Here is a 22,863-nt window from a genome sequence, read left to right as displayed (position 1 = left end):
TCAGTTCCCCTTCGGGGCGTTCACGAAGCGGGCGTTCTTCAGCGAGGAATAGACCTGATCGCCCTGTTCGACGATGCCCTCGAGGTCGGCCGAATAGACCGAGAAGAAGTTCAGCTCCAGCAGCGGCAGCGAAGGAACGTCACCCAACACGATGTCCTGGAACTCGTTGAACTGGGCGACGCGCGTGGCCGGATCGCCCTCGACGCCGGCTTCCTGGATCAGCGCGTCGGCCTTGGCGTTGCGGTAGCCCGACCCGTTGGTCCAGGGCGTGCCGGTGCCGAGCCAGCCCGACCAGAAAGCGCGCACCACGCCGATCTGCGGATCGGGGAAGGCGTTGTTGTAGGAGATGGCGAAGTCGAAATCGCGGTCGACATAGACCCGCTTGATGAAGGCGGCGCTGTCCTGCGAGCGGATGGTGACCTCGATGCCGACGCGCTTCAGCGCCTGCTTGAGGAACTCGCCGGTGCGGCGGTAATCGTCGCCGTAGGGCAGGAAGTCATGGGTCAGCGTGAAGCGCACGCCGTTGGCGTCACGCTTGAGGCCGGCCTCATCCAGCAGTGCCTCGGCCTTCTTCACATCGAAGGGGTACTGCGGCAGCTTGGCGTTGTGGAAGGTGACGAGCGACGACGGCACCGGGCTGATCGCCGGCTTGGCGTAGCCGAACCACACGATCTTCGCCAGGGCGGCGCGGTCGATGGCGTGGGCGATGGCCCGGCGCACCCGGACGTCCTTGAGATACTGGTTTTCGACGTTGAAATCGAGATAGAGCAGCGGCGACAGCCACTCGTAGCCGCGGGTGTCCACCTTCAGGCGCGGCAGCTTGGCCAGCCGCTCGGCGTCGCGGAAGGGCACCGGGTTGTAGGGGGCGTACTGGATCTCCCCCTTCTCGATCGCGGCGGCGCGGGCGGCGGCGTCGGGGATCATGCGGAACAGCAGCCGGTCGAGGTGTGGCTTGCCGGCCTCCCAGTAATCCGGGTTGCGGGTCAGCTCGACATACTCGCCGCGCTTCCACTCCTTGAAGACGAAGGGGCCGGTGCCGATCGGCTTGTTGTTGTACGGGTTGTTGAGGACGTCGGTGCCCTCATAGAGGTGCTTGGGCAGGATCGGGGCGCCGACGCCGTTCAGCACCGACAGGATCGGCAGCGACGGCTTCGACAGGCGCAGGATGACGGTGGCGTCGTCCGGGGTGTCGACCTGGGTGACGTTCTCGAACAGCGACTTGTTGCGCGGGTGGATGGTCTTCCAGATATTCTCCAGCGACCATTTCACATCGGCGGCCGAGAAGGGCTGGCCGTCATGCCATTTCACACCGCTGCGCAGGTGGAACGTGATGGTCAACCCGTCGGGCGCCACCTCCCAGCGCTCGGCCAGCGCCGGCTTCGGCTTCAGCTCGAAGTCGTAGGTGACCAGACCGTCGAAGATGTTGCCGGCAACCACCTGGGTCGGCTGCGCCATGTTGGTCGAGGGCGTGAGCGTCACAGGTTCCGGCTGCAGGATGATGCTGAGGGTGCCGCCCTGGCGCGCTTCCTGCGCCGCGGCGCTATCCATCGCCCCGGGAAGCACGCCGACCACCACCGCGGCGGTCATCATCGCCGCCGCAGCCACCACCAACCTCCGGCGAATCCCACCTGCGACCCGCGAATCCCGTCCCATCATGCTGCTCTCCGGCGCGAACTGTGTAAGGCGCCCGATTAAGCCCAGCGACCATCGGGAGGTCAATATGATTTCACACAAAAGCATCTCTGGTATGCCACAAAAAATAACTGTTATATTAGTAAATAATAACGCCAAGAACCCGCCCTTGGTTGGGGATCGATGGCGGGTTCGTCCAACCCCGCCGCCCGAGCGTTGGTGCCGGCCGTGTATGGGAGGTGAATTTCCGATGCCCCGCCGTCCACCAACGGCCATAGCGCAACAGCCCTCCACCCCACAGCAAGGTCATCAGGACACGCTGAAAGGTCATCAGGACACGCTGAAAGGTCATCAGGACACGCTGAGCGAAGTGACCCGCGCCGACGTGATCGGAAAGCAGAAAAAACATCCGACGGGGCCTGATGCAGGCCGCTCACGGACTCAGTCCGTCTCGGACGCGGCTGGTCTGAAATGCCGAAAGCCCGTCTCTTGCGAGACGGGCTTTCAACGCTTTTTGGTTGCGGGGGCACGCAACCGCCTTTGTTTGCTCCGCACAGTCACCCACCTCCCCCTTAGACGATGCGGGTAGTTGAGCACGCTACGGCAACGCCTCGGCGGAACTACGGCCCAGCCGCTCGCGGCTGGCGGCGAGTGCGGTCGGGTGAAGTTCACCACGCCTCGCCGCGTCCATGGCGCAGGCCATGGCCCGATAGTACTGCGCTCCGTCGAACGCGATGAGCAGCAGATCGACCCCGGCGTTGAGTGCCTCCTCCACCGCCCGGCACAGGCCGTATTGATAGACGGGCGTCATGACCAGATCGTCCGTGACGATCAAACCGTTGTACCCCCAGTCCCGGCGGATCACCCCATCCACCACGCGGTGCGAATGGGACGCCGGGCGGTCGGGATCGACGGCGCTCAGGATCACATGGCCAACCATCAGCAGCGCCTGCGGGTTGCCCGCCAGAACATGACGAAAAGGTCTCCAGTCCTTGGATTCCAGCGTTTCACGGCTGTCCCCGATGGCGGCTCGGAAATGGTGGGTGTCCGTGCCGACGCGGCCCAGGCCGGGGAAGTGCTTGACGGTCGGCTGGACGCCGGTCTCGGCCAGCCCGGCGGCGTAGGCGGCGGCAACGTCCCCGACGACCGCCGGGTCCCCTGAGATCGCCCGCCGCGCGATAAGGCTGTTGAAATCCAGCAGGTCGGGCGCCCGATCGGTGCGCAGGTCGAGCACCGGCGCGAAGTTGATCGTGACGCCGAGCGACCGCAGGTCCCGGCCATGGTCGCGGCCCAACGCGCGCGCGGCGGCGCGCCGCTCGTCAGGCGGCATGCCGGCTAGCGCGGAGGGCGCCGGGCGGTTGGGAAGCCACGGCGACAGCTTCGACACGATCCCGCCCTCCTGGTCAGCGGCCACCCGCAACGAGGGGAGCCCGGCGTGCCGACGGATATCCTGCAACCGGTGGATCTCGTCGCGCAGTTCCTCCGCCGTCCGCCCGGCCAGATTGCGCCGCGAGACGAAGACGCCGCCGATCAAGCCGCGCGCGGCCAGCCCTTCGACCTCCTCAACCCGTTCGTAACCGATCATGAAATGCCGGCCCAGTTCGTACGCCACCGCCTCCGGCGCCGACAGGACGGAGGCCTTGCGCCACTGGAAAGCACCCTCCGCCCCCAGCGCCGCCAGGGGAACCGCGGCCCAGAGCGCCAGCATCGCCACCCGTCGCCTGACTCCGCGCCTCAGCACGATCAGCAGACCGCAAAGCCCGGCCGCCGCGATGACCGGACCAGACCAGCCGCGCACCGCCATCAGGTAAGGGTCGTGGATGTTGGCCCCGGCGGCGACCAGCAGCAGGCCAAGGCACCAGCCGATCACGCGGCTCATCCCTCCCCCGCCCGCCAGTTCACACGCTGGGTCACCGCCATCACCGCGGACAGGACCAGAAACAGCGCGACCGACCCCACCAGCAGCGAATAAGTCTCCAGGCTGAGGAGCACATACAGAAACCCGAACAGGCCGCCCAGCGACGTAGCGAAGATCGCTGTCGGGACCATACGCCGGGTGACCGCCGCGGTGTAGAGCGACGCCTGGGTCAGGACGAAGGCGGCACCGATCCAATAGCCGGCGGCATAGCCCAACGGCTCGGCGAAAGACACCAGCAGAAGGGGGAACAGCGTCACCGACACCCCCAGCAGTCCGTATTGGATCGTGTGGATGCGCGCCACCGACAGAAGCTCGATCAGCCCATAGACGGTGAAGGACAACACGACGAAGAGGATGCCGTACTTCGACGCGCGATGGATCATCCGGTAGGTGGGAACCGCCTCCAGCAGGTCGACACCGACGGAGGGTCCGCGCATTTCCGTCGATGTCTCGGACAGCCGGGACGAGGTCCAGAGCGGCGGCTGGGCATAATCCACGCTTCGCCAGCGCGCCTCGAACCCCGCGTCGGTGACGGTCGAGTCCGTCGGCAGCGCCGTACCGGCAAAGCTCGGCGTCGGCCAGGGCGCCGTAACGACCGCTTCGGCCTTCCGCCCCATCAGGACGTGCCGGAAGGAGCCGGTTCCGCGGAGCGTCACGGTCGCCTGGAACGGCATCTTGCCGGCTGTGGCGGGAAGCACCTCCGTTGGCGGCTTGGCCACCAGCAGGGCGCCCCGGCATTCCTCGGCAAGGATGACCAGTTCGCCGCAGTTGCGCCACGCAACCGCCGCCCCGTCCCAGGCCGCATGGTCGCCGGCCGTCATGCCGGCCAGATCCGACGCTTGCAGCAACAGCAGGCTGTCCTTCCAGAGGATCGTGGCGCCCCGCCCGACCCGCGCCTCCACGCTGGATTGCGACGGCATGGAAAAGGTCCCGGCCATCTCGACCGATGCCGTGTAGACGGTGGCGGAGAACAGGCCGCGCGCCTTCCGTTCGGGGACCAGTTCGACCTTCGTGGACAGGGTTTCGGGCGCGATCTTCAGATAGTGGCGCGAGAGTCCGCCGGCATCGACGTAGGGCACCACCAGGACCGGCGCCTGCACGGTCTGGTCCGGCCCCCAGCTTTTCATGAAGTCCGCCCTCAGGCCGGCCTGACGCGCTTCGCGCTCCCCGATGATCGCCGAGATCGGCCACCCCGCCGCCAGCGTCGCCAGCAGGAGCAGGACGATCTGCCCGACCTTGAGGGAGCGGCGGCCATACGGCAGCGGCGGCGGAGCGGCGGGGTTCGGCAGCGGCGGTTCGGGTGGGGTGCTCAAGCGGACTCTCCTGGAAGCGGGGCCCCGGCCCGGCCGGGTTGTGCCGTCACCATGACGGTGCGCCATGCCGCGGCGATGACGCCGCCGTGCAACCAGGGAGGAAACTGTGTGCAGAACCCGTGCAGCTTTTCGGATAAGGTGGCGCCGCCCCAGCCCAAGTCCGCTACGCCCAAATCCGCCATGCCCAAGATCCTGCTGATCGACGACGATCCCCACATCCGCGACATCGTCCGCTTCGCCCTGGCGCGGGAAGGATTTGCCGTCATGGAGGCGGGGGACGGCGCCCGCGGGCTCAATCTGGCGCGGGAGGACGCACCCGACCTCATCCTCCTGGACATCGCCATGCCGGAGATGGACGGCACGGAGGTCTGCCGCCGGCTGCGCCGCGACAGCCGGGTGCCGATCATCTTCCTGTCGTCGCGCGACGACGAGATCGACCGGATTCTGGGGCTGGAGCTCGGTGGCGACGACTATGTCAGCAAGCCTTTCTCCCCGCGTGAGCTGGTGGCGCGCGTCAAGGCGGTGCTGCGCCGCGCGCTCCCCTCGGAGCCACCGCCTTCCCCACCGCCGCCGCCGGAGCTTCGGCACAACCGCCTGCGGCTGGACCTGGACGGCGTTCGCGCCTTCTGGGACGAGGCGGAGGTGGTCCTGACGGCGACCGAGTTCGGCCTCCTGCGCACCCTGGCCGAACGTCCGGGCAAGGTGTTCAGCCGCGATGCCCTGATGGACGGCGCCTACGCCACCGAGCGCTACGTCGCCGACCGCACGGTGGACAGCCACATCCGGCGGGTCCGGGCCAAGTTCCTGGCTGTGGGCGGCGCCCCCGTCGAAACCGTGCACGGGCTGGGCTACAAGCTGTCGGATTGCCGATGAGACGGTTCCGGCCAACCTTGCCCCGGCCGACCTTGCACCGGCCCATAGGGCGCCTGTCCATCGGAACCGTGCTGCTGGTGATGACGCTCGCGGCCCTGACCCTGCCCTTGAGCGGTCTGTGGTTCCTGCGCCTTTACGAAAGCGCCCTGCTCCGCCAGACGGAATCGGAGCTGATCGCCCAGGCCGGCGTGGTCGCCGCCGTCTATCGCGATGCGTGGCGCCGCGCCGGGGGGCGGACGGAGGAACTGGGCCCGCCCGTCGATCCTCTCTGGACACACCCGCCGGGGTTCGACGCGCCCTGGACGCCCCGTTTCGCCGGGCTGGACCTGGCGGAGGACCCGATCCTGCCCGCCGCTCCCGATCCCGCCCCGGTCCAGAGCATGCCCGCCCCCGCTTCCCGGACGGCGGGTGCCTCGCTGGCCCCGATCCTGCGCGAGGCGCAACGCGTCACGCTCGCCGGCATGCGGGTCACCGATCCCCAGGGCATCGTCGTTGCCAGCACCGGAGAGGATCTTGGCCTGTCCCTGGCCGCGCAGGAGGAGGTCCGCCACGCCCTGGCGGGCAACGCGACCAGCGTGCTGCGCGAACGCAACAGCCGCCACAAGGCGCGGGCGGAGGGAAGCACCGCGCCCGAACGCAGCCGCTCGTTGCGCATTTTCACGGCCCATCCGGTGCTCGACGAGGGCCACGTGGTCGGGGTCGTGGTGCTGTCGCGCACGCCGCGCAGTTTGGCCGACACCCTGTACGGCAAGCGCTGGCACCTCGCCGGGTTGGCGGTGGTTCTGCTCGCGTCGGTGGGGATGCTGGCGCGCCTCGGGACCGTCGCCATCAGCCGCCCGCTGCGCGCCGTGACCGCGCTGGCGAAGCGCACGGCGGACGGCGAGCGCGGCGTGATGGCCCCCGTGCAGCGCCCAATCGTGCGCGAGGTGGCCGAGCTGTCGGACGCGCTGACCCGCATGGCCGCGACGCTGGAGCAGCGGGCGGACTACATCCGCGACTTTGCCGCCCATGTGTCGCACGAGTTCAAGACCCCGCTCACCACCATCCGCGGCACGGTGGAGCTGTTGCGCGACCATCTGGACACGATGTCGGCGGAAGAGCGGGACCGCTTCCTGGCCAACATGGACGCCGAGGCCGAGCGGCTGTCGCGCCTCGTCCGCCGTCTCCTGGAACTGGCGCGGGCCGACGTGATGCGGGTGACCGAGGAGGTGGCGACCGACGCCGTGCCGGTCGCGGCCCGTCTTGCCGCCCGCCACGACGCCATGGCCTCCCTTCCCCCGTCGCTTCCGGTCGCCATGGAAGCGGAGGCGCTGGAAAGCGTCCTGGCGAACCTGATCGAGAACGCCCGCCGCCATGCCGGGCCGGAGGCGCGGGTGGAGGTTGCGCTGGCGCCGGAGGGCGACGGCGCGGTTTTGCGGGTGTCCGACGACGGACCGGGCGTGTCGCCCGCCAACGCCGGACGCATCTTCACGCCCTTCTTCACGACCGCAAGGCAGAGCGGCGGCACCGGTCTCGGCCTCGCCATCGCGCGCGGGATCGTCGAGGCTCATGGCGGGTCCATCGCCCTGCTGCCCTCAGAGCGCGGCGCCCTGTTCGAGGTCAGGCTTGCCCGGCCGGACGACGACGCCTGAACCGCCAGGTTCGCCAAGGGTTATGGAGCGGACTGCCGCAGCCCCAGCCGGGTCATCATCTTCAACAACCCCACCCGCGACAGGCCGAGCCGGCGCGCGGCGGCGCTGTGGTTGCTCCCTGTGGCGGTCAGGGCGGCGGTGATCATCCGGCGCTCCAGCGCCGCCACAGCCTCGGCCAGGGTGGCCGGTAGGGCTGGGACGAGCGCCTCTGGATCGCCGCTGCGGGCAAAGGCAAGGTCGGCCACCGTCACGACATCCCCTTCGGCCAGAGCGGCGGCGGTCGTGACCACCGCGCGCAATTCGCGGACGTTGCCCGGCCAGTCCTGCTCCGACAGCCACACCAGCGCGTCCAGCGCCAAGCGCAGCCGCCGCGGAGAGGCGTCCGTCAGGAAGCGGACCGCCAGAAGCGCCACGTCCTCGCGGCGCTCCGCCAGGGAAGGCGTGCGCAGGATCAGCCCCTTGAGGCGGTAATAGAAATCCTCGCGCAACGAGCCCTGCGCCACCATGGCGTCCAGGTCGCGGTGGGTCGCCGAGACCACCCGGACATCCGCCATCCGGGGCTGGCGTCCACCGACCGGCGTGTAGGTGCCTTCCTGAAGGAAGCGCAGCAGCTTGACCTGCATGGCCGGCGGCATCTCGCCGACCTCGTCGAGGAACAGGGTTCCGCCATGGGCGGCGGCCACCAGCCCCGGACGGTCCTGGTGGGCTCCGGTGAAGCTGCCCTTCAGATGCCCGAACAGCTCGCTTTCCAGAAGCTCCGCCGGGATGGCGCCGCAATGGACGGGCACGAAGGGGCCGGCGCCGCGCGGGCTCGCCGCGTGCAGGGCGCGCGCCACCAGCTCCTTGCCGCTGCCGCTGGGTCCCAGCACCATCACCGGCACCTCCGCCGGGCCGATGCGGCAGATCATCTCCTTCAGGCGCAGGATCGCCGGGCTGGCGCCGACCATCCCGTCCTCCTCCGTCCGGGCGGCGCGAAGGGTGGCGAGCTCCCGCTCCAGCCCGCGCTTGGCGAGGGCGCGGGCGACGACGAAGCGCAACAGCTCCGGCTCCACCGGCTTCGCCAGGAAATCCCAGGCGCCCTCCGCCACCGCCCGCAGGGCCAGGTCATGCTCCGCGTGCGCGGTCAGCACGACCACCGGCACCGCGGCGAAGGCGGGCACCAGGGCCAGCCCGGCCTCCGGCGTTCGTTCGGGCGGCATGACAAGATCGAGCAGCACCAGATCAGGGCGCTCCCGCTGGAAGAGGTCGCGCGCCTGCGCCCCGTCCGCGGCGGTGACCACCCGGTGCCCCTGCTTTTCCAGCCACGCCGCGGCGAGCCGGAGAAAGGCGGGTTCGTCATCGACGAGAAGCAGCGTGCTCATGATGGAAACCTCAGGCGGACACAGGTGGACCACCCCGGCCGTTCGGCCAGCGAAACCGAACCCCCATGGGCGGCCATGACCTTGGCGACGATGGCGAGCCCCAGCCCGGTGCCCCCCTGGCTGCGCGACACGAAGGGCTGGAACAGCGAGGCACGGATCTCCTCCGGCACGCCTGGACCGTCGTCGCACACCTCGATCACCACGCTGCCGGGGGCGCGCTCGGCGCTTACGAGCGCACGCCCGCCGGCCGCCCCGGCGTTGTCCAGCAGGTTCGCCAGGGCCTGCCGCAAGCGCGCGGGATCGGCGCGCAGCGTGAGGCCCGGCGGGATGTCGGCCGTCACGTCAACGCCGAGCGCGGCGAGCGCATCCGCAAGATCGACCTCGGCCAGTTCCACCCGCCACGGCTTGGCGTAGTCGAGCAGGTCGCGCACCAGGGCATCCATGCGGGCGAGCTGGGTCCGAACCTCGCCGCGCGTCTCCGGCGGGGCGTCGGCCACGGCCATCGCGACGATGTTCATGGGGTTGCGCAGGTCGTGGGCCACGGTGGCGGCCAGCGCCCCCAGTTCCGCCAGCCGCTGGCGTTCGGCGAAGGACCGGCGCCGGGCGAGGTCGTCATGGGCCTGCGCGACGAGGTCCGCCAGCACCCCGGCCACACGGCGCGGACCGGGCGGGGCACGGTCCAGTTCGACCGGATCGAAGGCCCCCGGCGTGCCGCCATCGGCGAGCGCAAGCCGCTCGCGCAGCAGCCGGTCCGCCGTGGCCGTCAGTGCGGCCTCGTCGCCCGCCTCCTGCAGTTCTCGGCGCCAGCGGGCCAGATCGTCGGCGGTCACCTCGCCGCCGGGATGGACGATGCGGTCGGCCAGCCGGCGGAGCGGCCCGGCAAGGCCAAGCCCCCCGAGCAACGCGACGGCGGTCCACAGGAACGGCGCGCCGGCCCGCTCCGCGGCGAATCCTGCGCTCAAGGCCGACACGAGAGCCGCCAGCGCGATCAGCAGGCCCCAGCACACCGCCCGCACGGCCCAGCGGTTCACCGCCATCAGCCTGTAACGCAGCACGGCGTAGGCCAGCACGATCAGGTACAGGGGAAGAAGCAGCAAAGGCCACGGATAGGCGTCGACACCAAGCACCGGCAAGGCCAGCCCGCCGACCGACAGCAGGCCGAGGCCGGAGGACAGCAGAACCAGAGTCAATTGCCGGCGGCGCACACCGCCGGCCCCGCGCCATTCGTCCAGCAACAGCCAATGCCCCGCCGCCGCCAGCCCCACCGTGACCGCGACCGCGGCCAGCCCGGCCACTTCATAACGGAACAGAGTGCCCACTCCCGGCCACGGAACGAAGCGTCCGGCCCCGCCGATCATCGCAGCGAGCGTGGCGGCGATCCCCGTCGCATAGGCCCAGGGTATCCCCGAACCGGCACGCCCCGTCAGGGCGGCGGCGACATGGACGAACACCGCGCCGCCCAGCGGCGCCAGAGCCATCAGCGCCGCACCGAACGGGCCGGGAAACAGCAATCCGACCGACCAGCCGCCAACCAGGAGCAGGAACGCCGCCAGCGGCTTGGTTCCGGGAAGCGCCCCCCCATGCCGCCACAGCAAGGCAGCCAGCCCGGCGCCCCCCAGCGCGCAAAGCCCCATGGCCGCAACCAGCGCCGCCGATGCTGTCACCCCGACCACTCCCTCGTCCGATATAGGTGTATCCAACGTTGACAGGGACCCTAGCGCATTTCGCAACCCCAGTTAACAACCGACGCGCCTCAAGCCCCGGAACCCGCGCATCCTGGCTTTGGCACAGCCTTTGCCATTCCCTGGTGGAAACAGAATGAAACTGGGGGTTTACCGGTGTCCACCGACTTTCTGTCCACGCCGCGGACGGTGACGATCATCGGCGGCGGCGGCTTCATTGGCCGGCATCTGCGCGCCGCCCTCAATGCCGCCGGTCATCACGTGACCGCGCCCGGACGCGCGGATTTCGATCTGGTCCGCGATGAGACCGCCACCCTCGCCGCTGCGCTGGCCGGGCAGGAGGTGGTCATCAACGCCGCCGGTCTGGTGCGAGGCCGCGGCGGCAACAGCCTGGAAGCCGTCCACGCCGACGGAACGGAACGGCTGGTCCGCGCCTGCCGGGCGGCCGGCGTGCCGAGGCTGGTCCACCTGTCGGCGCTGGGCGCGTCGATGGATGGGCCGACCCTCTACCAACGCACGAAGGGCCATGGCGAAGCGCTGCTGGCGAACAGCCACGATCTGGATTGCTGCGTGTTGCGGCCATCGGTCGTCGGCGGCCGCGGCGGGGCAAGCACGGCGCTGTTTTCCGCTCTGGCGGTCCTGCCGCTTCCGCCGCGCATCGGTCCGGGCTGCTGGGCGGTCCAGCCCGTGCATGTGGACGACCTCGCCGCGCTGGTGGTCCGGCTGGTGTCTCTGGATGGTCTCCTGCCCCGCCGCATCGACGTGGTGGGGCCGGAACCAATGACCACCGACGACCTGACCACGACGCTGCGGGCCTGGATGGGCCTGCCGCCGCGGCACCATCTTCCGGTTCCCGAACCGCTGCTCGCCATCGCCGCGGCCATCGGCGACCGGCTGCGGGCCGGGCAGGTCAACCGCGAAACCCTCGCCATGCTGAAGGCCGGCAACACCGCTGACCCGGCGCCCTTCACCGCAATTCTCGGGCGGGCGCCCCTTGCCCTACCGCAGGCGCTGGCCCGCCACCCGGCATCCGATGCCGACCGCCTGCACGCGCGCTTGTATGTCTTGCGCCCGGTGTTGCGCTGGAGCCTTGCCCTGTTGTGGATCGCCACCGGCCTGCTGTCCTTCGGCCTGCATCCGCTGGAGGACTCCCACCGCCTGCTCGCGTCGGTTGGGTTGCAGGGTCCGCTGGCCGACTTGGCCCTCTTCGGCGGTGCCGGCCTCGACCTGATCCTCGGACTGCTCCTGCTCGCCCGCTGGCGCCCGGTGGCGGTCGGCGGCGCCATGCTCGCCAGCATGGCGGCCTTCACCATCATCGCCACAGGCCTGCCCCTGGACCACTGGACGCACCCCTTCGCCCCTCTTCTCAAGAACCTGCCCATCGCCGCGGCGACGCTGACGATGATGGCGATGGAGGCCTGATATGGACGCGACCACGCTCAAGCTCATCCACATCCTGTCGGCCATCCTGCTGTTCGGCACCGGGCTGGGAACCGCCTTCCACGGCATGGCCAGCAACCTGTCGAAGGACGTGCGCGCCATCGCCGTCGCCAACCGCAACGTCGTGCTGGCGGATTGGCTGTTCACCACGCCCACGGTGGTGATCCAGCCGGTCAGCGGCCTGTGGCTCGCGCTGGAACAGGGATGGCCTCTCAGCTCGGGCTGGATCGTGCTGACGCTGGTGCTCTACGCCATTGCCGGCGCGTGCTGGCTGCCGGTGGTGTGGCTGCAAATCCGCATGCGGCGGATGGCGGAGGACGCCGTCGCCGCGGGAACCCCGCTGCCTCCGCTGTACCGCCGCTATTTCCGCATCTGGTTCGCGCTCGGCTGGCCCGCCTTCACGGCGATGGTCGCAATCGTCGGGCTGATGGTGTTCAAACCGGAATTCTAATGGAGAAAGTCGCCATGACCCCGTTTCAGCGCATCCTCGGCGCCGCGTTCGAGGACCTGCCCGGCCCCGTGCGCGCCCTGCACGCGCTCACCACCAGCGTCCACACCGCCGGCTTGGCCGACATCCGAGCCGCCGCCAACCCCGGAGCCTGGCTGCTGTGCAAGGTCGCCGGCCTGCCCAAGCCCGGACAGGGCGTTCCGGTCAGCGTCTCCTTCCATCCCGATGGCCGGGGCCGCGAATTCTGGAACCGCCGCTTCGCCGGGCGCCGGTACGCCAGCACGATGGAAGCCGGACGCCAGCGTGACGACGGGTTACTGATCGAGCGCTTCGGCCCCTTCGACCTTCTGTTCCGGCTGGAGCCGACGCAGGGCAGGCTTGCCTGGTCGCTGGTGGGCTGGCGAGTGCTCGGCATGCCCCTGCCGGCTTGGAGCCGCCCGACCATCGAGTGCAGCGAGTCCGGCAACGGCGCGCGTTTCCTGTTCGACATCGACGTCGCGTTTCCGCTGGTCGGCCACGTGGTACACTACCGGGGATGGCTCGAGGTGATTGATCAGGTTCATGCCGGTGATCGGGGACCACAGAACTCAGCCTAGTAGCGTATCTGGAATTCCGTAGGTAGGTTGGACGCGCCACCGAGAGATGCTTCGTCAGGACCCGCCAACGACGGCGAAATTTTCCCGTTATTGCGAAAATCCTTCCTCATCGATCGAATAGGACACGCCGTCCTTCCCGAGGGCGTGCAAACGGCACAGGTTGAATGCGATCCCGGCGTTTCGGCATTTGCGTTCGATGAAGCGCGCCTCCTCCAGGTCATGGGTCGACAGGACCACTTGGTAGGATTCGGCCCGGACCAGCGGGCGCAGCATATCGAGGAACGCCGCCTTGTGGACGAGGTCGTTGTACTGCAACGGGTCGTCCAGCAGCAGGGCGCGCCAGCGTGACCAGGAGTGGGCCGTGCTGGCGGCGAGAAGGAAGCTGAGCGCCTTGACGCCGGCTTGTCCTTCGCTGAAGTATAGATTCGCGTCGTTGTCATCGAGGGTGATGGTTAACTCTCCCTTCGCTCCCTTGCGCCGACGAACATGCGCCATGTCGGGGCGCAGGTCAGGAAACGAAGACCAGACCTGGTCGAAGCGGTCCGCGCGATGCCGCAAGGGATCGACGATGGTAGCGATGTACTCCGCTTGCTTCATGTCGATGATACCGGCAATCCGGTTCGCGATCCGATGCGCGCGGTTCCACTGCTTTTCCGCCTGTTCGGCGCCGGCGATGCGCTTGTCGAGCAGAGCCAGATAGGACTCCTCGTCGACAGCTTTCTCGGCATCCACCAGTTCTTTGATCTGCCGCTGCAGATCGTGGCGACGCTGGTCGGCAAGCCACCGGTCGTAACCGGCCTTCAGTGTTTGGCAGCGTTCGCCGACGGCGCCCACCACGTCCTCCGCGTCGGCGATCCTGGCAAGCGCCTCCACCAAGGCACCGGTGGCGGGCTCACCGGGCAGCCTGTTCTCCTTCCAGATCCGCAGATAGGCGTCCTGCTGGGCGGCGAGTCCCGCACGCTCCTGTGCCAATGCGTCCAGGTTGGCTTTCGTCCACTGCACGAGCGGAGTTCCTTCCGGCGCAGCGAGCACGCGGGCGTCCACCGCGCGCGCGGCCGCATCGACGTCCACCTCAGCCTTCGCCAGCGCCGCGCGGGCCTCCGCAACGGCGGCGTCGACGGCGACGGGGTCGAGTTCAAATGAGTCCGGGACGGCATACAGGGCGGATGCCAGGATCTGGTCGACGCGCGCCCGTGCGTCTTCATGCTCCTTCTCAACGGCCGCAAGCGCCTCCGCCGCGCTCATAACCGTTTGCGCCGCCCGCTGCCGCCGGTTCGTCAGCGTCTCGGCAGGGTCGAGCGCGCGCCGGACCTCCCGCAACCGCGCCACCTCCGTCTCGGCGGCGGCCACTTGGCCATCGAGCCATTCGGCCAACCCATCCAGCGGCCGCCCCCCGATCTCGGGTCGGTGTCGGAGCGTATCGGCCCGGGTATTGGCCGCCGACTGGCGATCCAGATACGGCTGAAGGGCGTCCGCGGCGGCTTGGCGGAGCGGACCGTGCGCGGCGATCGCGTCAAGGCACGCCTTTACCCGAGCACCCGCCTCCGCAACGCGCGCTGTCGCCGCCGTCAGACCTGGGTCCTCCCGCTTCAACGCTTCGTGGGCACGGTCGTACAGGCTGCCGTCCTTGTGGACGGCGAGACACAGGGGGCATTCTGTGTCGCCCTCGTGCAAATTCTTGATCAGGGCGCTGAGGTGAGCCGCCTTGTCCGCAACGCTTTCGGCAGCGGCGGCACGCGCCGCTTCGGCGTCCGCCAGTGCCAGCGTCGCGTCGTCGTGCGCCTCCTCCAGGGCCCTATGGTGCTCCTCGGCGGCCCGCAGCGCGTCCTCCGCCTGCGCACGCGCCTCCGCCTCGTTGGCCACGCCGCGCAGGGCGATGCGCACCGCCCGCCCCTCCTCCGCCAGCGCCCGCCACGACGCCAACACGCCCTCCTCGATCCGCACCGCTTCGTCCGCTTCAGCGAGGTAAGTGTTCAGATCCTCCAGAGGCTGCTGGGCCTCATTCGCGTCCCTCACCGCCCGGCGGTGCTGCTCAAGCCGATCGGCCACTGCCTTGACGGCGGCATCGGCAGCCGGCTGTTGCGCCAGAAGTGAACGGCGCCGCTCCCACCGCTCCAGCCACAGTTCGGCATCCGCTTTGACGACGAGCGCACGATGGAGGTCCGTCACGCCCGCAACCGCACCGTCGAGGCGCGCCAGCTCCGCCACCCCGGTTGTCCAGGGGGCGACCTGTTGCTCCGCCCGCACCAGCGCGGCCTGGCGCTCCGCCATAGAGGTTCGGCTCATCTCAACCGCCGCGGCGAGAGCCTCCAGGGTCAACGCCGCATCGTCGTGTGCCTCCGCCTCGAAACCGCCGGCGGACGCCAGCCGCCGCACCAGGGTCATCGCTTCGTCCAGCACTTGGTCTGCGGAGTAGGCGGAACCGGCGGAGAGGAGAGCGTCGTGCTCGCGCGCCTGATTCAGCAGCGACTTCAACCTGTCGCGCTTGGCCTTGAACTCGTCTCGTGCCTCCGCCTCTTTGTTGGCGCCTTTCTTCAAGCGTGTCTTCGTACTTTGCCCCAACCGGTCAATCATCCGGTCGATACGTTCCGCCCCGGTCAATTCGCTGAGGTCCCTCCACCGTTCCTGCGGATCGCGGGATGTGAGCCGCAGAGTCGACGACTGGCTGAGCACATGGGTCAGGCCAAGATAATGCCCCAGATCCACAATCCCGTGCGGCCAAGCGGGATCGCGCAGCACGTCCAGCACATCCGACAAGGTGGGCATCGACTGCGGCCCGCGGGTGATGGCTTTTCCGTCGCTGAACGTTAGCGTCACGGCGTGGCTGCCGAGGGCCGCGCCGCGGCGGGTCAGAGCACGATCGACCTCGCCTTCGCTCTGACTGAACCGGCGAATCCGGCCGGTCAATGCCCATTCGATGCCTTCGATCAAGGTCGTCTTGCCGAGCCCGTTGGGACCGGCCACCACCAGCACGCTCGGCCCCGCCTGCAAGGGAATGCGGCAGTTCGGTCCGAAGCTGCGAAAATCGTCCAGCCGGACCTCGCTTAGATGGATGCGATCCTTCATGGCGCGGCCTCCAGCGCGGCAACCAGACGCTCCGGGAGATCGTCGCCGGGCTCCGAAGCGGAGAGGATATCGATCCAGCTCCGAGCCGCGGCCTCGTCGAACTCTTCGCCCTCGTCCACCAGTTCCGCCGCCAGACGCGCCCAAGGGTCGAGCGGGGCGCTGATCACGTCGTCTCGATTTTCATTCCCAACCTTCTCGTCGGGCAGCCAGGGTCGCACCAGGAATGTCCGGTCGATCACGGTGTCCAACGAATTTTGCCAGAGAACGCTAAGCTCCGGCTCCGACGGCAACCAGACCAACACCCGACAGACGCGCTCGTTGCGCTCGACCACTTCGCGAGCGTGTTTCCAGGCATCGTCCGTGTCGCTGCCCGGGGGACCCACCAGAATCAACAACAGATCGTCACCTGCCCGACCAAGCCAAGACCAATCGATGGCCGCCTGATTGAGATGACGGCGCAACACCCCTTCCACCGCACCAAGGTCCGGATCAGTCCCGAGCGAGCCGACCAGCACTCGGTGGTAGCCGATGGCGAGCGCCAGGGAGCGCTCGGGCAGTTCCCGCTCCGTCACGGCCGATGGTTCATCCGCTTCCCCGTCACCCACGGCCGCCTCGACCCACAGCCTTTTGCGCAACATGCCATGGGACTCGCGGTTCACGTTCAGCGCCGAGGGATCCGGACAGCGCCGGGCGATGGCTTCGGCACGCTCCGCCAGGGAACCGGCCAGGAACTCCAGCTCAATCATGGAGAACAGATTCCTGCTTGGTTGGGTTGGTCAGCCGTTCCAGATAGCGGGCCTGCTCCCGCAATCGGGCACGGAACACGTCCCGAAGATGCTGCTCGACTGCGTCGTGACCGCTTTTCAGAGCCGTTGAGAACCCATGGTCAAACACGAGGGCGATGGGATGGGACAGGCTGTTGTCGGTCAGTCGCCCGTCGGGCGACTGGTGTCCAATGGGCCGCTGACGGGCGCGCGCCAGATTCTGCGGCGAGCGCACGGAACCGAGGATGATGACACGGCACATCCAAGGCAATTCCTCCAGCGCGCCCAACCAATGCTCGATCGGCTTGTCGTCAACCCATTCCACCCCGCAGCTGTGGCCGCGCAGAGAGAGCGAGCCGAGATTCCCTGGCGCTTCATGATGAGGTTTCAGTGGACCGGTGCCATCCGGGTGCAGAATGGCGTCGCCGCATTCGGCCACCACGAGGGCGAGGACGGCCGCCGGTACTAGGCATTTCACCAAAGTCTGCCGACCGACGCCGATCAGCCCGTGAGGTTTTCCGTCGCCGTCATGGATCGACGCCAGCATCTCCAGAAAGCGTCGCCGCGTCGGCTCGTTCATGTCCGCCTTCCAACGGTCCCAGAGTTCGAGCAGGCGTTCTCCCAATTCCATCTCGACCGCGATGCCGTACCTGTTGCGGCCAGTTCCAGGGCCATTGATGCAACTCTGAATTCCAACGTCCAGCGCGTCCAGCGTGCACCGGTCGAGTGCCGTCTCGATCCGCCGAGCAAGCTCCGCGGCCGTCTCCCCGCCGGCGGACGAACCGGCGGGAAGCGAAGGGCACGCACCCCACGATGCTCTCCATTCCGGCGGACCATTGATCGGCATGTGCTTGTCCAAGCAGCCATTGAAGATGCGCCGCCACTGCTCGTGGTCCGAAACCTCAACCTTGAACGCGTCCGGTTCAGCGTGGCAGAGAAGCCGCAACAGGGCGTTTCGAAGCCGGGGCGGGGCGTCCGGCCGAACGGCGATGCGAAGCAAATCGACAGGCGGAGACTCGTCCCAGAGCCGTCCCGCATCGGCCAGCGTCACAACCCCCGTCCAGGCGAACCGCCCAGGCGCGATTTCGGCAATTTCCACGACCGATGCTGCCGCCGTTGGGGCGATGGGCAACGATGCCAGGTGAGAAGCACTGCCAGCGCTCTGGGCTGGCGCCGGAAGCCGCGACAGCACCTCGAAAGCGACGGCTGCGGCGGCATCAGCAGCGATGTCCTGGCTGCCCGCTTCGTCGCTTTCAGCTTTATTGGCAAGCAGGTCGGAAATGCCGCGGATGAGCAGCCCGCGCACATCCTCCACGAAAGCCAAGCCTTCGACAAAGCCATAGCCTTCCATCTCGACGGCCAAGGCGTCGCTGTATTGCTGTCTCAGGAAGTGGTAAAGCGGCGCTCGAATCGACGCTACGACCTTTTCCCCGGCGGCGATGGGTCCAGGTAAGATTGCGCGACTTTCACCCGTCGCCGGATCACGCGGTTGCGCCTGCCATCCGTCTGCGTGCGCGACGGCCCTCGCCCACTGCACAAGGGATCCGGATGAACGGCCGAATTCGGTCCGGGGCTTAAAACCATCATCCTCCACCTTGCCGAATTCGTAGCCATAGATCTTGGTGCCGATCACGACATCGCCGACCGACACGTCTTTCAGCCCACCGGCGATTCCGACGAAGAGCGCCACATCCGGTCTGAAATGCTGAGTTGCCCGCTCGACCGCCATGGCTGTGGACACGTTACCCGGCCCCAGTTCCGCAACGGCAATTCGCCATTCCCCTGTTTCTCCAAGGTAGCGTCCGACATGAAAAACTGTGGTGCGGACCTGTTCCAGCTCCACATTCGACACATGCCGCAACACATGCTTGGTTTCCACCTTCAAGGCGGTTAGGACAATAGCGGTGCGCATCAGTACGGTCCGTCGGCGGATGCAGATACCCGCTGTTCCAGTCCAAGCGCATGAACCCCTCCTTCGCCGTTGTCCAGCAAACCTCGACCCTCTCTTTTCGCATGCAGGAGGATGACAATGTTCAAAGGGAGAGGAGGGCTCATGATCAATGATGCGGACGCCAACGAAAGGGAAAGCAGGTTACCAAATCTCTCAGCAAAAAAGCGAGCGCGACCACAACAGGGAAGCGCGTTGCGCGATTATGCGTCAAGGAGCGCCCTATAAGTGCGAAATCCCGTAGATGCGCTTCTATTTTTCAGCATAGGGCCATCTGGGACCCCGGCACCGCGCATGATGCGACGATGAGCGCCTGGCCGGGTTCGGCGAAGCGTCAGGCGATGCATGGCGCCAGACGGCACTCCTCCACCGAACTGATCATGATGTGCGCCGCATGCCCCCATCCTTTGCGGCGACCGTGGGCAGTCCGGCGATATCCTTCCAAACGGCGGCCTCGTCCACGATCGGCAGGTTGGCGGCGAGCACGTCGAAATAGCGGCGCGTTTTCCAGCGGTCGCGGTCGCCGATGACGAGGATGCTCTCACGGGCGCGGGTCAGGGCCACATTCAGCAGGTTCGGTGCCAGCGCCGCCCAATCCATGCCGCCGGGCTTGGCCGGATCGCCGCCCAGCACCAGCAGCACCAGCCCCTCCTCCTTCCCCTGGAAGGTGTGGACGGTGCCGACGGCGGATTCGACCCAGCGTTCATCGAACCCGTCGCGCTCCAAGGCCTGCCGCAAGCCCTTCATCACCTTGCGGAACGGCGTGATCACATAGAGGCCGGGCGCCCGGTCCTTGTGTCCGGTCTGGGCCCCAACCGCCTTGACGATGGCGCGGGCCAGATCGCGCTGGGCCGGGATCAGATGGCCTTCCGCCCCTTCCGCCGGGATGTCGATCCAGCGGCTTCTGGCAAACGGACCGGACGGCGGAACGGCGTCCCGGCCTCGCACCATCAGCCCGTCATAGGCGATGCGGTTCGCCACTGAGAACATCGGATCCAGGCAGCGGCGATGGACGCGCAACGGATTGCCCACCCACAGCGGGTCGCCGTCCTCGCGCGGCAGGGTGGTGCCCAGCGGGTTGGCCCGGTCGGCCAACACCTGGGCCGAGGCCCGCACCGGATGCCAGCGGTCGGCAAGCCCGCAGCGGCGGCGCAATGCCTCCACCGCCTGCATCGGCAGGGTGACGACCGGCTCCAATTGCAACGGATCGCCGATGATCACCGCGCGCCGCGCCCGCCACACCGCGCCGGCCGCCGCCTGGGGCGTGGCCTGCCCGGCTTCGTCCACGAACAGCCAGCCGATGCTTTCCGCCTTCATCCCGTCGAACAGCCGGTCGAACGAGGAAAAGGTGCTGGACACCAGCGGCACCGCCAGCCCGAAGGTGGCCCACAGCGACGCGGGCCCGCCCTCGATGGCGTCACCGGCGGTCTTTCCGGTGAGCACGTCCATGAAGCGGTTCAGGTTGGTCCAGACCTTCTTCGACGCCGCGGACAGGAAGGCCCTGTGCAGGTCCAGCGCCCGCAGGAAGCAAGTGACGCGCAGTTCGTGCAGTTCGGCGTCGGTCCAGGGCGCGGTCTTCTGCCGCTCCTCCTCCGGCAGGGCGCGCCACGCCGCGTCGATCCGGGTGCCGGCGAAGCCAAAGCCACCGTCATTTGCGGCGAGCCGGGCTTCCAGCGCCGCACAGGCGGCTTTTCGCGCCTCGCACAGGTCGCGGGACGCGGCCAGCCGGCGTTGCGCCTCGTCCGCCTCGCCCATCTTGCGGCGGGCCTCGTCGGTCGCCGCCCGCAGGGCTCCGGCGGCCTCGTCCGCAAGGGCGCGCAGACTTTCGCCGAGCCCCGGCCAGTCGCCAGCCTCCAGCAGCAGCGCCGGTTCGGCGAGGGACGCCTCCGCCCCCAGCAGTTCCGCCAGCTCCCGACGGGCTGCGTCCCTTTCCTCCAGTGCCCGGTCGCGCCCCGCCGGTGCCGCGTCACGTTGGCGCCGCAGGGCGTCCAGCGCGGCGGCCGCCTTGGCACGCCGCAAATCGGCTTCCACCCGCTCGCGCTCCAGCGCGGTGACGGCGTCCTCGGCTGCCGAGCGGCGTGTCCGCCAGTCGCGCTGGCGCGCCGTGTCGATCAGCCGGTCGAAAAACGAGGGACGGTCGCGGTCCAGCCGTTCGGCCACCCCGCGTTCCACGGAAAGGCGGGCGCCGCAGGCGGCGACCTCCGCCTCCGCTTGCGCCAATTCATCCCGCAGTTCCGCCTCCCGCCGGACGGCGGCGGCCAGATCCGCGTCCAGCCGGGCCAGGGCCGCCCGGCCGGCCTCCTCCCGCTCCACCGCTTCACGGCATTGCGCGAGCCGCTGGGCACGGGCCGACGCCTCAACGAGATCCTGCCGCGCCGCCGCGGCCTCCAGCCTTGCGCGGGCCTCTTCGGCCTCATCCCTTTGCAGCGCATCGGCCGCTGCCGTCCGATCCGCCCGCGCCCCGTCCATGGCCGCCAAGTCGTCGGCCAGCGCCACCAGCGCCGCGCGCCGCTCCTCGAAGCGGGCAAGGGCCTGGCGGAAGGCGGCGCGCGCCTCCGGCCACGACGGGCCGTCCTCCTGGAACGCGGCCTTGAACAGGACGGGTTGAACCCGCACCCGGTCGAACCGGCCGAACCAGAAGCGGTTGGCGAAGGAGGACCGGTTCTCCTTGTTGCCCAGGACCGCCGCCATCAGACCCCAGCAGGCGCCGGGCTTCGCCGGGTTCTCCTCGGGTGCGAAGAGCGTGTCCGCCGCCTCGCGGAAGTGATCGGCCTGATCGAGCCAGCGCGGGTCGATGGCCTTCAGCGCCGGCACTTCGCGCGTCACGTTTTCGACCGCGCTGTTGTTGGACGAGGCGACCACCATCTCGAAACCGCGCAGCCGCTCGTCGATTTCCCAGAAATGATAGTCGGTGTGGCGAACGGCGCGCTTCTCGCCGAAGGCGTCGTTCGGGTGGGCGAACCCTGCCATCACCGTGGCGCGCTCCACCACCACGGCGACGATCAGGTCGCGCAGGAGCGTCGTCTTGCCGGTGCCCGGCGGACCGTTGACCGAGAAGACGCCGCGTCCGTCCTTCAGCGTCCGCAGCGCGGCGTTCACCGCCATCTGCTGCGCCATCACCAGGGGATGACCGCCCGGCGACGGCCAGCAGCCCGGCGGCAGCATGGACGGGTGCAGCAGCCCTTCGGCGGCGGCGGCGTCGCGCACCACGTCGGTGCGGTCCCCGTCATGGCCTAACAGGTAGCGGGTCAGGCCGGGACCGTGCTCGCCCCGCCCAACCGCGCCGGACACCCGGCCGAGGTCGCGCAGGATGAAGCTGTTGAGCAGGTCGGGTTCGATCTCGCCGAACCGCCCGTCCTTCTTGCGGCGCTTCAGCGCCACGCCCTTAAACCGGGCGCTGGCCGTCAGCCCGGCGCGGGGCTTCCAGCCGGTCTCACGGGCGACGATGGCGGCGATGGCGTCGAAATCCTCCGTGGTCAGCGCCGGTTCTGCACCGCCCCCGGCGCCTGGGGAGGCGCCGGCTTCCGTGCCCTCGGGCAACAGGATGTGCCGTTCGGCCAGATAATCGGTGATGCGGGTGACGACCCGTTCCTCGACCGCCGCCACGTCGCCGAAACGCAGTTCGCCCCTCGCCGCCGCGATCTCGCTCATCGCCCACGGCACCGCCGAGACGGCGGGCGTGCCGTAAGGCCGGCCATCGGCGGTGACGCACAGGCACACCAGCGACGCTTCGCCGCCGCGTGGACGCTCGTCATCGTCCTCGACGCCCAGCAGGTCGCGCAGTTCCTCGACCACGCCTTCCATCTCGAACAGGCCGATGTGGACCAGGAATCGCCAGCGCACGTCGCGGGTTTCCGCGTAGGTGGCCCGCATCCGCGCGTGCCAGGGAAGCGTCGTCGCGTCCCCCGCCGTCCAGACGTGATCCCGGCGGTCGCTCTTCGGCGGGGAGGTCGGCGACAACGCCTCGATCGCCTGCCAGTAGTCGAGAAACGTCAGGGCGGTGTTCGTCCGGTCGGGCGTCATCGTGAGAAATACCATCCGCGCAATTCAATCGAAACAGGTTCGCCAAGAATCCTCTATCAGGAAGGCGAGTGGAACAAACAGCACTATCCGATCAAGGGGGGGGGGGGGGAACCCGTTACGCGAATCCTCTCGCGCTGCAGTCAGTGGATTGCACCATCCAGTCGTATG

14 protein-coding genes are annotated in these 22,863 nt (G+C 68.6%); 5 read left to right on the top strand and 9 right to left on the bottom strand.

Going from position 1 to position 22,863, the window contains the following annotated elements; translation table 11 throughout:
• From ACWPN5_RS18520 to creD, 3 genes are all read right to left on the bottom strand, one after another.
• Complete coding sequence (locus ACWPN5_RS18520) at positions 1–1,605, bottom strand: ABC transporter substrate-binding protein (RefSeq protein ID WP_307833669.1); 1,605 nt, start codon at positions 1,603–1,605, stop codon at positions 1–3.
• 625 nt (positions 1,606–2,230) lie between these two features.
• Positions 2,231–3,511 carry a glycoside hydrolase family 3 N-terminal domain-containing protein gene (locus ACWPN5_RS18515; RefSeq protein WP_492296756.1) on the bottom strand — a complete coding sequence of 427 codons (1,281 nt, stop codon included), beginning with the start codon at positions 3,509–3,511 and terminating at the stop codon, positions 2,231–2,233.
• Positions 3,508–4,863: a cell envelope integrity protein CreD gene (creD, locus tag ACWPN5_RS18510; protein ID WP_492296754.1), complete on the bottom strand. Its 1,356-nt coding sequence runs from the start codon at positions 4,861–4,863 to the stop codon at positions 3,508–3,510. The genes ACWPN5_RS18515 and creD overlap by 4 nt, the downstream gene beginning before the upstream one ends.
• 180 nt (positions 4,864–5,043) lie before the next feature.
• On the opposite strand from creD, the gene ACWPN5_RS18505 reads away from it, so the two are divergent.
• Together ACWPN5_RS18505 and ACWPN5_RS18500 are read left to right on the top strand one after the other, a co-directional pair.
• Positions 5,044–5,736: a response regulator transcription factor gene (locus ACWPN5_RS18505; protein WP_200479780.1), complete on the top strand. Its 693-nt coding sequence runs from the start codon at positions 5,044–5,046 to the stop codon at positions 5,734–5,736.
• A gap of 32 nt (positions 5,737–5,768) precedes the next feature.
• Entirely contained in the window at positions 5,769–7,367 is a 1,599-nt protein-coding gene (locus tag ACWPN5_RS18500) for a sensor histidine kinase (protein WP_492296753.1), read from the top strand.
• Between the two features lie 20 nt (positions 7,368–7,387).
• On the opposite strand, the gene ACWPN5_RS18495 is transcribed toward ACWPN5_RS18500, so the two are convergent.
• Positions 7,388–8,728 carry a sigma-54-dependent transcriptional regulator gene (locus ACWPN5_RS18495; RefSeq protein WP_200479826.1) on the bottom strand — a complete coding sequence of 447 codons (1,341 nt, stop codon included), beginning with the start codon at positions 8,726–8,728 and terminating at the stop codon, positions 7,388–7,390.
• A complete protein-coding gene (locus tag ACWPN5_RS18490) occupies positions 8,725–10,392 on the bottom strand; it encodes a sensor histidine kinase (protein WP_492296751.1) in 1,668 nt (555 codons plus the stop codon). Before ACWPN5_RS18490 ends, ACWPN5_RS18495 begins: the two co-directional genes overlap by 4 nt.
• A gap of 174 nt (positions 10,393–10,566) precedes the next feature.
• Between ACWPN5_RS18490 and ACWPN5_RS18485 the strand changes: the two genes are divergently transcribed.
• From ACWPN5_RS18485 to ACWPN5_RS18475, 3 genes are read left to right on the top strand one after another with little or no spacing between them, the layout of a single operon-like run.
• Complete coding sequence (locus tag ACWPN5_RS18485; protein WP_200479824.1) at positions 10,567–11,832, top strand: SDR family oxidoreductase; 1,266 nt, start codon at positions 10,567–10,569, stop codon at positions 11,830–11,832.
• Position 11,833: 1 nt separating this feature from the next.
• Positions 11,834–12,301 carry a DUF2269 family protein gene (locus ACWPN5_RS18480; protein WP_200479823.1) on the top strand — a complete coding sequence of 156 codons (468 nt, stop codon included), beginning with the start codon at positions 11,834–11,836 and terminating at the stop codon, positions 12,299–12,301.
• Positions 12,302–12,315: 14 nt separating this feature from the next.
• Positions 12,316–12,894: a DUF4166 domain-containing protein gene (locus tag ACWPN5_RS18475; protein ID WP_200479822.1), complete on the top strand. Its 579-nt coding sequence runs from the start codon at positions 12,316–12,318 to the stop codon at positions 12,892–12,894.
• An 87-nt stretch (positions 12,895–12,981) separates the two neighbouring features.
• Here the strand turns inward: ACWPN5_RS18475 and ACWPN5_RS18470 are convergent, their stop codons facing one another.
• The 4 genes from ACWPN5_RS18470 to ACWPN5_RS18455 all read right to left on the bottom strand — a co-directional run bounded on the left by ACWPN5_RS18470 (position 12,982) and on the right by ACWPN5_RS18455 (position 22,710).
• Positions 12,982–15,960, bottom strand: coding sequence for an AAA family ATPase (locus tag ACWPN5_RS18470; RefSeq protein WP_492296749.1), 2,979 nt, complete (start codon positions 15,958–15,960; stop codon positions 12,982–12,984).
• Entirely contained in the window at positions 15,957–16,706 is a 750-nt protein-coding gene (locus tag ACWPN5_RS18465) for a hypothetical protein (protein ID WP_492296747.1), read from the bottom strand. Before ACWPN5_RS18465 ends, ACWPN5_RS18470 begins: the two co-directional genes overlap by 4 nt.
• Positions 16,699–18,636 carry an ABC-three component system protein gene (locus ACWPN5_RS18460; RefSeq protein ID WP_492296745.1) on the bottom strand — a complete coding sequence of 646 codons (1,938 nt, stop codon included), beginning with the start codon at positions 18,634–18,636 and terminating at the stop codon, positions 16,699–16,701. The genes ACWPN5_RS18465 and ACWPN5_RS18460 overlap by 8 nt, the downstream gene beginning before the upstream one ends.
• A gap of 414 nt (positions 18,637–19,050) precedes the next feature.
• A complete protein-coding gene (locus ACWPN5_RS18455) occupies positions 19,051–22,710 on the bottom strand; it encodes a DEAD/DEAH box helicase (protein WP_492296743.1) in 3,660 nt (1,219 codons plus the stop codon).
• Positions 22,711–22,863: the final 153 nt, after the last annotated feature.

The sequence above is a fragment of the Azospirillum sp. UENF 211521 genome, assembly GCF_058780535.1.
Note: the sequence above shows the minus strand (reverse complement) of the source record. Positions and strands in the feature narration are given on the sequence as shown.